Source organism: Nocardia aurantia (assembly GCF_009604425.1).
In the GTDB taxonomy this organism is placed as follows: Bacteria; Actinomycetota; Actinomycetes; order Mycobacteriales; family Mycobacteriaceae; genus Nocardia; species Nocardia aurantia.
Map to the genome: position 1 here is coordinate 72,173 of NZ_WEGI01000010.1, position 14,220 is coordinate 86,392.

Annotated in this window: 11 protein-coding genes; 10 read left to right on the top strand and 1 reads right to left on the bottom strand. The window is 70.3% G+C overall.

The features are described 5' to 3' along the window. Positions 1-176 precede the first annotated feature (176 nt). From NRB56_RS22560 to pdxS, 9 genes are all read left to right on the top strand, one after another. Positions 177-2,414 carry a SulP family inorganic anion transporter gene (locus NRB56_RS22560; RefSeq protein ID WP_153345411.1) on the top strand — a complete coding sequence of 746 codons (2,238 nt, stop codon included), beginning with the start codon at positions 177-179 and terminating at the stop codon, positions 2,412-2,414. Between the two features lie 290 nt (positions 2,415-2,704). After that, complete coding sequence (locus NRB56_RS22565; RefSeq protein WP_227838215.1) at positions 2,705-3,541, top strand: (2Fe-2S)-binding protein; 837 nt, start codon at positions 2,705-2,707, stop codon at positions 3,539-3,541. A gap of 211 nt (positions 3,542-3,752) precedes the next feature. Beyond that, positions 3,753-5,807 (top strand): threonine--tRNA ligase, encoded by a 2,055-nt coding sequence (gene thrS, locus NRB56_RS22570; RefSeq protein WP_319943363.1) that lies wholly within the window; start codon positions 3,753-3,755, stop codon positions 5,805-5,807. Between the two features lie 29 nt (positions 5,808-5,836). Continuing rightward, complete coding sequence (locus NRB56_RS22575; RefSeq protein WP_153345413.1) at positions 5,837-6,457, top strand: HIT family protein; 621 nt, start codon at positions 5,837-5,839, stop codon at positions 6,455-6,457. A gap of 149 nt (positions 6,458-6,606) precedes the next feature. After that, complete coding sequence (gene pgsA / locus NRB56_RS22580) at positions 6,607-7,278, top strand: phosphatidylinositol phosphate synthase (protein WP_319943364.1); 672 nt, start codon at positions 6,607-6,609, stop codon at positions 7,276-7,278. Between the two features lie 12 nt (positions 7,279-7,290). Beyond that, complete coding sequence (locus tag NRB56_RS22585) at positions 7,291-8,289, top strand: phosphatidylinositol mannoside acyltransferase (RefSeq protein WP_406603523.1); 999 nt, start codon at positions 7,291-7,293, stop codon at positions 8,287-8,289. Beyond that, the gene (locus NRB56_RS22590; protein WP_153345419.1) at positions 8,286-9,410 is read left to right on the top strand and encodes a glycosyltransferase family 4 protein; all 1,125 of its coding nucleotides are present in this window, start codon (positions 8,286-8,288) and stop codon (positions 9,408-9,410) included. The genes NRB56_RS22585 and NRB56_RS22590 overlap by 4 nt, the downstream gene beginning before the upstream one ends. Then, the gene (locus NRB56_RS22595) at positions 9,410-10,453 is read left to right on the top strand and encodes an NUDIX hydrolase (RefSeq protein ID WP_319943460.1); all 1,044 of its coding nucleotides are present in this window, start codon (positions 9,410-9,412) and stop codon (positions 10,451-10,453) included. Before NRB56_RS22590 ends, NRB56_RS22595 begins: the two co-directional genes overlap by 1 nt. Before the next feature lie 362 nt (positions 10,454-10,815). Beyond that, on the top strand, positions 10,816-11,742 hold the full coding sequence (gene pdxS, locus NRB56_RS22600) for a pyridoxal 5'-phosphate synthase lyase subunit PdxS (protein ID WP_153345423.1): 927 nt from the start codon (positions 10,816-10,818) through the stop codon (positions 11,740-11,742). Positions 11,743-11,919: 177 nt separating this feature from the next. Here the strand turns inward: pdxS and NRB56_RS22605 are convergent, their stop codons facing one another. After that, on the bottom strand, positions 11,920-12,912 hold the full coding sequence (locus NRB56_RS22605) for a GlxA family transcriptional regulator (protein ID WP_153345425.1): 993 nt from the start codon (positions 12,910-12,912) through the stop codon (positions 11,920-11,922). Positions 12,913-12,981: 69 nt separating this feature from the next. On the opposite strand from NRB56_RS22605, the gene NRB56_RS22610 reads away from it, so the two are divergent. Beyond that, positions 12,982-13,947: an NADP-dependent oxidoreductase gene (locus NRB56_RS22610; RefSeq protein WP_153345427.1), complete on the top strand. Its 966-nt coding sequence runs from the start codon at positions 12,982-12,984 to the stop codon at positions 13,945-13,947. The last annotated feature ends 273 nt before the right edge of the window (positions 13,948-14,220 follow it).

A 14,220-nucleotide genomic window follows, 5' to 3' on the forward strand; every position in this document is an offset into this window, starting at 1 on the left:
GATGAAACGGACCGAAATGAATGTTCTTTTCTCAGCCTTTGCTAAGTCTTTACATTTAGCCTTGCTGGGCACGTCCGGGTGATCCCGCGGACACCGGAGTCCGCCGGCCTCTCGATGCCTGGAGAACATGTTCGACCGACCGCTGCCGGTATCGACCGGCGCGGTGAAGGAGAAATATGTCCACCGACACCGACTCGACCGTTCCGCCCGCATCCGCGGGCCCACCGGTGCGGAACGACCGTCTCGCCGAGCTGATCCGCTACGATCTGCCGGCTTCCATCGTGGTTTTCCTTGTCGCGCTGCCGCTTTCGCTCGGCATCGCCGTCGCCTCCGACGCGCCGATCACCGCCGGGCTGATCGCCGCCGCGGTCGGCGGCATCCTGGCGGGCGTGCTCGGCGGCGCCCCGCTGCAGGTCACCGGACCGGCCGCCGGGCTCACCGTCGTCGTCGCCGAGGTGATCCACGAATTCGGCTGGAAGACAGCCTGTTTCATCACCGTCGCGGCCGGCGTCCTGCAGATCCTGTTCGGACTCAGCCGGATCGCCCGCGCGGCGCTGGCCATCGCGCCGGTCGTGGTGCACGCCATGCTCGCGGGCATCGGCGTCACCATCGCGCTGCAGCAGGTACACGTACTGCTCGGCGGCGCCTCACACAGCACGGCATGGGAGAACCTCACCGAGTTGCCGGGCCAGTTGCTCGATCTGCGCAGCGGCGACGTGGTGATCGGCCTCGTGGTCATCGGCATCATGCTCGCCTGGCGATACGTGCCGGGGCCCGTCCGTGCGATCCCGGGGCCGCTGGTGGCCGTGCTGGTCGCCACCCTGCTCGCCGTGATCGCGCCGGGGGATCCCGCGCGGATCGTCATCGACGGCTCGCTGTTCGACGCGATCGGATTGCCGCAGCTGCCCACCGGCGACTGGAGCGCCGTGGTCATGGCCGTGCTGACCGTCGCGCTGATCGCCAGCGTGGAGAGCCTGCTGTCGGCGGTGGCCGTGGACAAGATGCACAACCGGGCGCGCGCCGACTTCGATCGCGAGCTGATCGGCCAGGGCGTGGCGAACACCGCCTCTGGCCTGCTGGGCGGCCTGCCGGTCACCGGCGTGATCGTGCGCAGCGCGACCAACGTGCAGGCGGGAGCGCGCAGCCGGGCGTCGGCGATTCTGCACGGGGTCTGGATCCTGGTGTTCTCGGTGGCGCTGGTCGGCGTGGTCGAACAGATTCCGAAGGCCGCGCTGGCCGGGCTGCTCATCGTGATCGGCGTTCAGCTGGTGAAGCTCGCGCACATCCGGACCGCCCGCCGCACCGGCGACCTGGCGGTCTACGCGGTGACCATCGCCGGAGTGGTGTTCCTCAACCTGCTCGAAGGCGTGCTGATCGGGCTGGTGCTGGCGTTCGCGCTGCTGCTGTGGCGGGTGGTCCGGGTCCAGGTGCACGCCGTGCCGGTCGAGGAGACCGGGCGCTGGCTGGTCACCGTCGACGGCACCTGTACCTTCCTGGCCCTGCCACGGCTGACCTCGCGACTGGCCTCGATACCCGCCGGCGCCGACGTCCAGGTGCAACTGACCGTCGACTTCCTCGACCACGCCGCGACGGAGGCCCTGCACGACTGGGCCCGGCAGCACGAGAACACCGGCGGCACAGTGGAATTCGTGGAGCTCGGCACCGCCCGGATGAGTCACGCGCTGGCCGCCCCGCCGCGCCGCGACCGGGCCCGCGGCCTGCTCGACGGGCTGCTGGCCCCGCGCGGCGCCCGCGAGCGCGCACCGCGCGACGGCGAGACGATCACCGCGGGGGTCGCGGAGTACCACCGCGGTCACGCGCACCTGGTGCGGCCGCACCTGGACGATCTGCGCCACGGACAGGACCCGGACTCGTTCTTCCTGACCTGCGCGGACTCCCGGATCGTGCCGAACGTCATCACCTCCAGCGGGCCCGGTGACCTGTTCACCGTCCGCAACGTCGGCAATCTGGTGCCGGCCGACGGCCGCGATTCCTCGGTCGAGGCCGCGCTGAGCTTCGCCGTGGAAAAGCTCTCCGTGCGCAACATCGTGGTGTGCGGGCACTCCGGATGCGGTGCGATGCAGGCCCTGCTCAGCGGTATCCGTCCGCCGGGTGGCCTGGGTGACTGGCTCTCGCACGCCGAGCCCGTGCTGGCCCGCTTCCTGGCCGGGCATCCCGTCGCCGCGGCCGCGGCGACCGCCGGATTCGGTGAAGCCGACCAGTTGAGCATGGTGAACGTGGCGATGCAGGTCGAGGCCCTGTACCGGCACCCGACCGTGCGCCGGGCGGCGATGACCCGGGAGCTGGAGGTGTCCGGGCTGTTCTTCGACATCGGCACCGCCCGGGTACTGCACATCACGCCGACGGGGATCGCCGAAATCCCTGATCCCGCACCGGAATTCGCCATGCTGTAGTCGTTCGCCCCGAGTCCGCCCGCCGAGTCGGGCGGACTCGGGGCTCACCGGGCGAGCCCCACTCGGGGCCGCGGTGTGTGTGAAGCGCGTCCGTGCGCGGGAAATGTGGGTCGGTAGCGGTGGTGCGGAATCGGACAGGTTCGCGGGCGTGGCGACCGGGCTCGGGGGTTGAGGACGACCTACGCTGGTCGGCGGCCGTCCGCCGCAGCGGGTGGTGTCGCCCGCGGTGGCGGAAAACTCCTGGCTCGGGCGGACCTGGTCGTGCCAGGCTGGTGGCAGGCGCAACTTCGATGGAGCGGAGTCCGATGGAGATGGCGGCGGTGTCCGAGACCCTGGTGCCCGGTGTGGCGCTCACCCGGCCGGAGTGGCTGGGGGAGCGGATCGCCGATATGGGCATCTCGTGGGGGACCGGCAACTCCCGGGTGTCCGGCACGTTGTGGTGGTGCATGGCCGCCTCCTCGCTGGTCGACCCGATCGCCACCGCCTATGCGGAAAACCGGCCGGCGCCGGATCCGGCGCTGGAACGACTGGTCTGCGAGGTGCGTCCGGACGGGGGCATCGAGCGGGTGTTCCCCGGTCCGGCGGGTACGCCAGGATCGGCGGACGGTGCCCGCACGGCGGGTGGCCATGTCGCGAACAGGGCCCGTGTGGCAGGTGAGCCCGTGGACGACAGCGCCTGTGCGACAGGTGAATTCGTAGCCGGGATCACCCGCTCGACAGGTGGATTCGTGGCTGTCGAACCGTCGGCGGACGCAGCGCGCGGCGGTGCCGGCGCTGAGCCGGACAGTGCCGGGGCGAGGTTGCGCGAGACGCTGGGCCGCATCATCCCGGTGGTCGCCGAGGTGTCCGGGGCGGGGGTGCCGTCGCTGTGGGCGATCGTCGCCGACGCCATCGGCAACCGGGCCCTCGACGCCGGTGCGCCGGAGGCGGGGGCGACGCTGGCCGGTGAGGTCGCGGGGCAACTTCCGGTGCCGCGGTTCACCGATGTCGGTGGGCGTACCTTCGTGCGGCGCGTCTCGTGCTGCCTGGTGTACGAGGTGCCGGGCTGCCGGATGTGCACCAGCTGCCCGAAACGGCCTGCCGCGCAGCGGCTGGAACTGCTCACGGAGCTGGCCACGCGCGGCTGACCATCGGATCCCCGCCCCGCAGCGGTGTTTCGCTGGGCCGAGGTGTGCGAGATGCGGTCCATCGACGCATCCGTCGTAGGCGCCGGATAGCATGGTCGCGCCGGACCGATATACCACCGGCAGGGCCCTCATCGGGCCCGTCCGGACGGGTCACCACCCGTCCTACCATGCGGGCAGCCGCCCGCCCGAGACTGCCAAGGAGAGCGCAGCCGTGACCACCTCAGCCCGCACCACCCCAGCCGCCCTCGTTCGGGTGCCGGCCGGGACGACGGCGGGCGCCGCGCTGCGCGAGGCAGAACTGCCGAACAAGGGCCCCGACGCGGTGATCGTCGTCCGCGATCCGGAGGGCAACCTCAAGGATCTGTCCTGGACCCCGGAGACCGACGTCGACGTCGAGCCGATCGCCGCCGGTTCCCCGGACGGCCGCAACGTCATCCGGCACTCCACCGCACATGTGCTGGCCCAGGCCGTGCAGCAGGAGTTCCCGGGCGCCCGGCTGGGCATCGGCCCGTTCATCAAGGACGGCTTCTACTACGACTTCCAGGTCGACCGCCCCTTCACCCCCGAGGATCTGGCCAAGCTGGAGTCCCGGATGAAGAAGATCATCAAAGGCGCGCAACGGTTCTCGCGCCGCGTGGTCGATGTCGAGGAGGCCCGGGTCGAGCTGGCGAAGGAGCCGTTCAAGCTCGAACTGATCTCCGACAAGTCCGGTATCGACGATCCCGAGGTCATGGAGGTCGGCGGCAACGAACTGACCATCTACGACAACCTCGACCCGCGCACCGGCGAGCGGATCTGGGCCGATCTGTGCCGCGGCCCGCACTGCCCGACCACCAAGTACATCCCGGCCTTCAAACTGACCCGCAGCTCCGCCGCCTACTGGCGCGGCGACCAGGACCGCGAGGGCCTGCAGCGTGTCTACGGCACCGCCTGGGAGTCGCCGGAGGCGCAGGACGAGTACCTGGCCATGCTGGCGGAGGCCGAGAAGCGCGACCATCGCAAGCTCGGCCTGGAGCTGGACCTGTTCTCCTTCCCGGACGAGCTGGGTTCGGGCCTGCCGGTGTTCCACCCCAAGGGCGGCATCATCCGCAAGGAGATGGAGGACTACTCGCGGCAGCGCCACGTCGAGGGCGGCTACGAGTTCGTCAACACCCCGCACCTCACCAAGGCGCATCTGTTCGAGACCTCCAAGCACCTCGAGTGGTACGCCGACGGCATGTTCCCGCCCATGCACCTGGACGCGGAGTACAACGAGGACGGCACGGTCCGCAAGCCCGGCCAGGACTACTACGTCAAGCCGATGAACTGCCCGATGCACAACCTGATCTACCGGTCCCGCGGCCGGTCGTACCGGGAACTGCCGCTGCGGCTGTTCGAGTTCGGCTCGGTGTACCGGTACGAGAAGTCCGGCGTGGTGCACGGCCTGACCCGCGCCCGCGGCTTCACCCAGGACGATTCGCACATCTACTGCACCCAGGAGCAGGTGCAGGAGGAACTGACCACCATCCTGAACTTCGTCCTCGACCTGCTGAAGGACTACGGCCTCGACGACTTCTACCTGGAGTTGTCGACCAAGGATCCGAAGAAGTACGTCGGCGCCGACGACGTCTGGGAGGAGGCGACCGAGACCCTGCGGCAGGTCGCCGAGGCGTCGGGCCTGCAACTGGTGCCGGATCCGGGCGGGGCCGCGTTCTACGGCCCGAAGATCTCCGTGCAGGCGAAGGACGCGCTCGGTCGCACCTGGCAGATGTCGACCATCCAGCTGGACTTCTTCGAGCCGGAGCTGTTCGAGCTGGAGTACACCGCCAACGACGGCACCAAGAAGCGCCCGGTGATGATCCACCGCGCGCTGTTCGGGTCCATCGAGCGGTTCTTCGGCGTGCTCACCGAGCACTACGCGGGCGCCTTCCCGGCCTGGCTGGCCCCGGCGCAGGTCGTCGCCATCCCGGTGGCCGACACCTTCGTGCCGCATCTGGAGCAGGTGGTGGCGCGGTTGAAGGCCGCGGGCGTGCGGGCCGAGGTCGACCGCAGCGACGACCGGATGCAGAAGAAGATCTTCAACCACACCGCGCAGAAGGTGCCGTTCATGCTGCTGGCCGGCGAGCGCGATGTCGCCGCCGGCGCGGTCAGCTTCCGATTCCGCGACGGCACCCAGGTCAACGGTGTGCCGGTCGCCGATGCGGTGGCCACTGTGGTGGACTGGATCGGGCGGCGGGAGAACGCCTCGCCCACCGCGGAGGGCTTCGAGATCCGGAAGGGTTCCTGAATGACCGCCCGCCGGACACAGGATGGGGTATGAGCGAGCGCACTGTGGAAGAGGCTGCCGCCCGGGCCGATTCGGCCGCGGGGTCGGCCGGGAGCATCGTCGACCGGGGCGTCGGCGAACCGGATCGGTTGCAGCGGTTGTGGACTCCCTATCGGATGTCGTACATCGCCGGTGCGATCACCGAGCGTGAGGTCGAAAACGGGGAACCGGCGGGCGATTCGGTCAAGTCCGGGCATCCGTTCATCGAGATCCCGAAGATGTCCGACGAGGACGGTCTGGTGATCGCGCGCGGGCAGTGGGTGTACGCGGTGCTGAACCTGTATCCGTACAACCCCGGTCACATGATGGTGGTGCCGTACCGCCGCGTCGCCGACCTCGAGGATCTCACCCTCGAGGAGAGCATCGAGCTGATGGCCTTCACCCAGCAGGCGATCCGGGTGATGAAGAAGGTGTCGCACCCGGCCGGCTTCAACGTCGGCCTGAACCTCGGCGGGGTGGCCGGCGGCTCGCTGGCCGACCACCTGCATCAGCACATCGTCCCGCGCTGGGGCGGCGACGCGAACTTCATCACCGTCGTCGGCGGGGTGAAGGTGATGCCGCAATTGCTGCGCGAGACCCGGGCGCTGCTCGCGGAAGCCTGGGAGGCGTAGATGGGCTATTCTCGCGCAGCCTGCCCGTCGGAGCCGACCGGGTGCGGGTGTCCCGCAGAAGCACAGGAGGCGTAGATGGGCTATTCTCGCGCAGCCTGCCCGTCGGAGCCGACCGGGTGCGGATGTCCCGCAGAAGCACAGGAGGCGTAGTGCTGAGCTTCTTCGGCCGCGAGACCTTCGCCAAGGCGACCGCGCCGCTGGGCCGGGCGCTGGTCGGCACCGGGCTCACCCCGGACACGATGACGCTGATCGGCACCACCGCCTCCATCGTCGCCGCGGTGACGCTGTTCCCGACCGATCACCTGTTCTGGGGAACGATGGTGATCTGGTTGTTCGTCATGTTCGACATGCTCGACGGGGCGATGGCCCGCGCGCGCGGCGGCGGCACGCGCTACGGCGCGGTGCTGGACGCCACCTGCGACCGGGTGGCCGACGGCGCGATCTTCGCCTCGCTGGCCTGGTGGTCGGTGTACCACGAGCACAGCAAGCAGCTGTTCGTGGCGACGCTGGTGGTGCTGGTCACCTCGCAGGTCATCTCGTACGCGAAGGCGCGGGCCGAGGCCAGCGGACTGTCCGCCGACGGCGGCCTGATCGAGCGCCCGGACCGGTTGGTGATCGTGCTCGTCGGCGCCGGATTCACCGGTATCGGCGGCTATTTCGGCATCGAGTGGCTGACCTACGCGGTCTACGTGGCGATGTACATCCTGGCCGTGCTCAGCATCGTCACCGTGTTCCAGCGGGTGCTGGCAGTGCGGAATTCGGCGGGCGCGCGCGAGGTGATCGCCCCTGTGGGCAAAGTCGAGCCCGGGCCCACGAACTAGGCGGCGGCGATGATGGATATGAAAGCCGCGCTGACCGATCGAGCGTACGCGGCCGGATGGCGGCTGGTCCGGGGACTGCCGGAGAACACCGCGCGCCGGGTGTTCGATACGGGTGGCACCTGGGCGGGCCGCCGGGCCAATCGGGCAGCGCACCGGGGCGCGCCGAATCAATTGCGCCGCAACCTCTCCCGAGTGCTCGGCGTCGCACCGGCGGCGGTGCCCGACGAGTTGATCACGGCGAGTATGCGTTCCTACGCGCGGTACTGGCGAGAGGCGTTCCGGCTGCCGTCGATGGACCACGCGGCGATCACCGCCCCGGACCGGATGCCGCCGGTGCAGAACATCGAACGGCTGGATGTGGCGCTGGCGGCCGGTCGCGGGGGGATCTTCGTACTCCCGCACTCCGGCAACTGGGATATGGCCGGGCTGTGGCTGGTACAGCACTACGGCACGTTCTCGACGGTCGCCGAGCGACTGCGCCCGGAATCGCTGTTCCGGCGCTTCGTGTCCTATCGGGAGAGCCTCGGTTTCGAGGTCTTCCCGCTGACCGGTGGTGAGCAGCCGCCGTTCGCGCAACTGGCCGAGCGGCTGCGCGCGAATCAGGTGATCTGCCTGCTGGGGGAGCGGGACCTCACCGGAAAAGGGGTGCCGGTGAACTTCTTCGGTGAGCGGACCTGGATGCCCGCCGGCGCCGCGAAGCTGGCCGTCGACACCGGTGCGGCGCTGCTGCCGGTGCACGCCTGGTTCACGGAGGTCGACGACCGGGAGGGCTGGGCCGTGAAGGTCGATCCCGAGGTCGACGTGTCCGGCGGTATCGAGGCCGCGACCCAGACACTGGCGGACCGGTTCGCCGCGAACATCGCCGAGCATCCGGCCGATTGGCACATGTTGCAACCGCTGTGGGAGAGCGATCTGTCGGCCGAACGCCGCGCCCGCATCGCCACCGCGCAGGCGCAGCGCACGCCGTCGCCGCGGAATCCGGCCGACATCGCGGGAGACGAACAGCGATGAAGATCGGTATGGTCTGCCCCTATTCGTTCGACGTGCCCGGGGGCGTGCAGTCTCATGTGGTCGAACTGGCACAGGTGCTGATCGAACGCGGGCACCGGGTGAGCGTGCTGGCCCCGGCCGCCGACGACACCCCGCTGCCCGATTTCGTGGTGTCGGCCGGGCGCGCGGTGGCCATCCCCTACAACGGGTCGGTGGCGCGACTGTCGTTCGGGCCCACGGCCTACACCCGCATCCGCCGCTGGATCGCGGACAACGATTTCGACGTCCTGCACATCCACGAGCCGAACGCGCCGAGCCTGTCGATGCTGGCGCTGAAGATCGCCGAGGGCCCGATCGTCGCCACCTTCCACACCTCGACCACCCGGTCGCTGGTGCTGGCCACCTTCCAGGGGGTGCTGCGGCCGTACCACGAGAAGATCGCCGGGCGCATCGCCGTCTCGGAGCTGGCCCGGCGCTGGCAGGTCGAGGCGCTCGGCGGCGACGCGGTGGAGATCCCCAACGGCGTCGACGTGAAGGCGTTCTCGAACGCGCCGCCGCTGCCGGGATATCCGCGCGAGGGCGGCACGGTGCTGTTCCTCGGCCGCTACGACGAGCCGCGCAAGGGCATGGCGGTGCTGCTGGGCGCGCTGCCGCGGCTGGTGAAGCGGCATCCGGACGTGCGGATCCTCATCGTCGGGCGCGGCGACGAGGACCGGCTGCGCCGCGAGGCCGGCGATCTGGCCGGGCATCTGCGCTTCCTCGGCCAGGTGTCGGATGCGGAGAAGGCGTCGGCGATGCGCAGCGCCGACCTCTACTGCGCGCCGAACATCGGCGGCGAGAGTTTCGGCATCGTGCTGGTGGAGGCGATGGCCGCGGGTACGGCCGTCGTCGCGAGCGATCTCGACGCATTCCGCCGGGTACTGCGCGACGGCACGGCCGGCCGGCTGGTGCCGGTGGGTGACGCGACGGCGCTGGCGGGCGCACTGGACGACCTGCTCGGTCATCCGCAACGCCGCGCCGACCTGATCCGCACCGCGAATCAGGTTGTGGGCGAATACGATTGGCCCGTGGTGGCCGAGCAGATTCTGCGGGTGTACGAGACGGTCACCGTCGGCGACGCCCGAGTACGGACCGCCGGATGATCACCTTCTCCGCGACCACGATCCTGATCCTCGCTCTGGTCGCGGCCGTGGTGGTCGCCGTCGGCGTCTGGGCCTACTCGACGGCGAACCGGCTGGACCGCCTGCACGTCCGGGGCGACCAGGCCCGGCACGCGCTGGAATACGCGCTGGCCCGGCGGGCGGTGGTGACTCGGACGGTCGCCGTCGCGGTGGCCGGCGCGAGCACCGACGACACGGTCGCCGAACGCGCGAAACGCCTTGTCGCCCTGGCGGATCGGGCCGAGCGAGCGGACTGGTCGGACCGGGAGACCGCGGAGAACCAGCTCGCCGCCGCGCTGTCGGCGCTCGATGTCACCGGCCTGCCCACCCAGCTGGTCGCCGAATTGGCCGACGCCGAGGCCCGGGTGCTGATCGCCCGCCGCTTCCACAACGACGCGGTGCGCGACACGCTCGCGCTGCGCACCCGCCGCCCGGTGCGGCTGCTGCACCTCGGCGGTACGGCGCCGCTGCCGACCTATTTCGAGATCGCCGAGCGGGCCACCCCGGCCGCCGGCACCGGCCTGGAAGTCGACAGCGTCCGCACCTCGGCGCGGGTGGTGCTGCTCGACGAGGCCGGCCGGGTGCTGCTGCTGCGCGGCTGCGATCCGATGACCCCCGACGTCCCGTTCTGGTTCACCGTCGGCGGCGGCGTGGAGCCGGGGGAGACGCTGCGCGCGGCCGCGGTGCGGGAACTGTGGGAGGAGACCGGCCTCGCGCTGGATTCGTCGGCGCTGCGCGGCCCGATCTGGCGGCGGGTCGCGGTGTTCCCGTTCAACGGGGAGCTGATCCGCTCCGAGGAACTGTTCTTCGTCACCCGGGTCGACGCGTTCGATCCGTCCCCGGCCAGCTTCACCGTGCTGGAGCGCCGCAGCATCAGCGGCAACAAGTGGTGCGAGCCCGCCGACATCGTCGCGCTGGACGCCTCCGGCGAGACGGTCTACCCGTACGAACTGGACCGCCTGCTCCCGGAGGCGGTGGCGGCCGCCGCGGCCGATACCGACCCGGAGGTCCGGTCCATCCGTTGATTCCGGGCGGAACCTGTGAGTCCGCCCACCGTTGTGACCGATCGGTTATGGTCGGAAGCGATAGTGCCGCCGAGACCGGCGGCGACCTGATGGAGGTGAGGTCCCCGTGAAGATGTCGTATATCCTGCACGACTTTCTGCTGCCCTACCTCGGGGAAGAGGCGGCAACCTATTGGGCGACACTGCTGGTGATCGACCCGATCTGACGATCCGCGGGTAGCGGGTGGCTAGCCGCCGATCTTCGCGCCGGCCGCCCGTTCCCGGTGGCCGGCGGTCCAGTGCCGCCCAACTGGCTATCAAGTGGCCTGATCGGGCTGCCTACAATCGAGGTGTTCGCATTCGCACGCCCCCCGATTGGCCCCGATGACCCAGGAGTTTGCCGTGACCGAGACCACCCCGACCGGAGCGACCGGAACCGGCACCGCCCGCGTGAAGCGCGGCATGGCCGAGATGCTCAAGGGTGGCGTGATCATGGACGTCGTCACCGCGGAGCAGGCCAAGATCGCCGAGGACGCCGGCGCGGTCGCGGTCATGGCGCTGGAGCGGGTGCCCGCCGACATCCGCGCGCAGGGTGGCGTCGCCCGGATGAGCGATCCGGATCTGATCGACGGCATCATCGAGGCCGTCTCGATCCCGGTCATGGCGAAGGCTCGCATCGGCCACTTCGTGGAGGCGCAGGTGCTGCAGAGCCTCGGCGTCGACTACATCGACGAGTCCGAGGTGCTCACCCCCGCCGACTACGCGCACCACATCGACAAGTGGCAGTTCACCGTCCCGTTCGTGTGCGGCGCCACCAACCTGGGCGAGGCGCTGCGGCGGATCACCGAGGGCGCGGCCATGATTCGCTCCAAGGGTGAGGCCGGCACCGGCGACGTGTCCAACGCCACCACCCACATGCGCAAGCTCCGCGACGAGATCCGCCGGCTGAGCTCGCTGCCCGAGGACGAGCTGTTCGTGGCGGCCAAGGAACTGCAGGCGCCGTATGAACTGGTGCGCGAGATCGCCGCGACCGGCAAGCTGCCGGTCGTACTGTTCACCGCCGGCGGCATCGCGACCCCGGCCGACGCCGCGATGATGATGCAGCTGGGCGCCGAGGGCGTGTTCGTCGGCTCCGGCATCTTCAAGTCGGGCAATCCGGCGCAGCGAGCCGCCGCCATCGTCAAGGCCACCACCTTCTACGACGATCCGGACGTGCTGGCGAAGGTGTCGCGCGGCCTGGGCGAGGCGATGGTCGGCATCAACGTCGAGGAGATCGCGGAGCCGCATCGGCTGGCCGAGCGCGGCTGGTGAGCGGGGGATTTCCTCCGGTCCGGCCGGTGAGCGCCTGAATCTCTAACGGCCGCCCCATCTTTCGGTGGGGCGGCCGTTGTGCTCGGCGGGTCGGCCGAGGCTCCCGGTCGGCCGCGCTCACCCGGACCTGTCCCGCCGGCAGGCCTGCGAATCACTGTGGGAATACTGATGTTTCGCTCAGGAGGTCATCGCAGTCCGGACCTTCGGCGCGGGCGCGGAACCCGCGCGGAAGGTGCGCCGGTAGGTCAGCGGGGAGACGCCGATCGCCTCGTGCAGATGCTGCCGGAGGGAGGCGCCGGTGGCGAAGCCGACCTCGGCGGCGACCCGGTCGATCGGCAGATCGGTGGATTCCAGCAGTTCGCGGGCGCGGAACAGGCGTTGCTGGATGAGCCAGCGGCCGGGGCTCTCGCCGACCTCGTCGCGGAAGCGGCGGGCGAAGGTGCGGCCGCTCATCCCGGCGCGGCGGGCCAGATCGTCCAGTGTCAGCGGAAGATTCAGATGCCGCAGGGCCCAGTCGCGGGCCGCGCCGGTACCGGCCGATGTGGTCCGCGGTACGGGTTGCTCGATGTACTGCGCCTGGCCGCCGTCGCGCCACGGCGGCACCACACACCGGCGGGCCACGGTATTGGCGACCTCGCTGCCGTGGTCGAGCCGGATCAGGTGCAGGCAGAGGTCGACCCCGGCGGCCGCGCCCGCCGAGGTCAGCAGGGTGCCGTCGTCGACGTACAGCACGTCCGGATCCAATCGGACGCGGGGGAACGCGGTGCGGAAACGGTCGGTGGCGTTCCAGTGCGTGGTCGCCGGGCGGCCGTCCAGCAGCCCGGCCGCGGCGACCACGGCGGCGCCGGTGCAGATGGATACCAGCCTGGCGCCGACCGGGATTCGCGCGAGGGCGGCCGAAACCGGCTCCGGCAGGCCGTTTTCCAGGATCGCTTCGATATCGCAGGGCGGAATCACCACGGTGTCCGCGGTTTCCAGTACCGCGGCGTCGTGCCGGACCGCGATGTCGAAGTCGGCCCCCGACCGGACCGGCCGGCCGTCGACCGAACAGGTGCGGACCTCGTATCGCCCGTCGGCCGAGCCGAACACCCGGGTCGGGATGCCGAGCTCGAACGGGTACACGCCGTCGAGCGCCAGCACCACGACGCGATGGGGTTCGGTAACACGCATGGCACGATCCTATCGAAGAGTGGCGATCATGCCATTTCCCGGCGGCGCGCCCGGCGGCATGCTGGATTCATGACCACGAACCCGATTCCGGACACCATGCGCGCCATCGGCCAGGACGCCCTCGGCGGACCGGAGGTACTGCACGAGATCCGACTGCCCGTACCGAAACCCGGCCCGAGCGAGATCCTGGTCCGGGTGCGCGCCACCGCCCTCAACCCGACCGACTGGGCGCACCGCGCCCGCGCGGGCCTGTTCCTGCCAGCGCCGCCGTATGTACTCGGCTGGGACGTCTCCGGCGTGGTCGCCGCGACCGGCGTCGGCGTCACGCTGTTCCGGCCCGGCGACGAGGTGTTCGGCATGCTGCCCTACCCGCACGGCCACGGCGCCGCCGCCGAATACGTGGTCGGGCCGACCCGCGCCTTCGCCCGTAAACCGCGCAACCTCGACCACGCGCAGGCCGCGGCGATCCCGCTGGCCGCGCTGACGGCCCGGCAGGCGCTGGTCGACACCGCCGATCTGCAAGCGGGGCAACGGATTCTGATCCACGCCGCGGCCGGTGGGGTCGGCCACTTCGCGGTGCAGATCGCGAAGTCGCTGGGCGCGTACGTGATCGGCACCGCGAGCGCCGCCAACCACGAATTCCTGCGCGGTATCGGCGCCGACGAGGTGATCGACTACCGCACCGTGGATTTCGCGGACACTGTGCACGATGTCGATGTCGTGCTGGACGCGATCGACATCGAGAACGCGATCCGCTCGATCGCCACGCTGCGGCCCGGCGGCCTGGTGGTCACCCTGCGCGCCCGGGACGACGGCGGCAAACTCCGCGAAGCCGCCGAGCGAGCGGGCAAGCGCGCCGAAACCCTTCTGGTGGAAGCCGATCACGCGGGCATGGCGGCACTCACCGACCTCGCCGAATCCGGCGCGCTACGCCCCACCATCGCCGGGGTGTACCCGCTGTCCGAGGCCGCGAAGGCGCACGCTCTCGGCGAAACCGGCCGCACCGTAGGCAAATTGGTCCTCACCGTCGACTAGGCGTTCCGGCGCGGCAGGATCCGACCACGATCTCGCCGCCGATCGACACCCCGGCGCTGCTGCCCAGCACCTTCGGGCAGGAAAGCCGGCCCGGAAATCGGTCGGAGACCGCGTCGTCCGCCCTCCCGACGGCGGCCGAATCCGGTTGCCGCAGCCCTCGATCACTCGCATCTCTGTCCTGCACGGCCGAAATACGGCTGGACCGGACGGTGAGCGTGCGGGCGGACGGTGAAGGCCGCCTCTCTCGGAGAGGCGGCCTTCACCGTCGGTGCG

Bases quoted from the DNA above. Each gene is read 5' to 3' on its own strand.
- NRB56_RS22560 (WP_153345411.1), top strand. From the start codon at position 177: ATGTCCACCGACACCGACTCGACCGTTCCGCCCGCATCCGCGGGCCCA.
- NRB56_RS22565 (WP_227838215.1), top strand. From the start codon at position 2,705: ATGGAGCGGAGTCCGATGGAGATGGCGGCGGTGTCCGAGACCCTGGTG.
- NRB56_RS22575 (WP_153345413.1), top strand. From the start codon at position 5,837: ATGAGCGAGCGCACTGTGGAAGAGGCTGCCGCCCGGGCCGATTCGGCC.
- NRB56_RS22585 (WP_406603523.1), top strand. From the start codon at position 7,291: ATGGATATGAAAGCCGCGCTGACCGATCGAGCGTACGCGGCCGGATGG.
- NRB56_RS22590 (WP_153345419.1), top strand. From the start codon at position 8,286: ATGAAGATCGGTATGGTCTGCCCCTATTCGTTCGACGTGCCCGGGGGC.
- pdxS (WP_153345423.1), top strand. From the start codon at position 10,816: ATGACCCAGGAGTTTGCCGTGACCGAGACCACCCCGACCGGAGCGACC.
- NRB56_RS22605 (WP_153345425.1), bottom strand. From the start codon at position 12,912: ATGCGTGTTACCGAACCCCATCGCGTCGTGGTGCTGGCGCTCGACGGC.
- NRB56_RS22610 (WP_153345427.1), top strand. From the start codon at position 12,982: ATGACCACGAACCCGATTCCGGACACCATGCGCGCCATCGGCCAGGAC.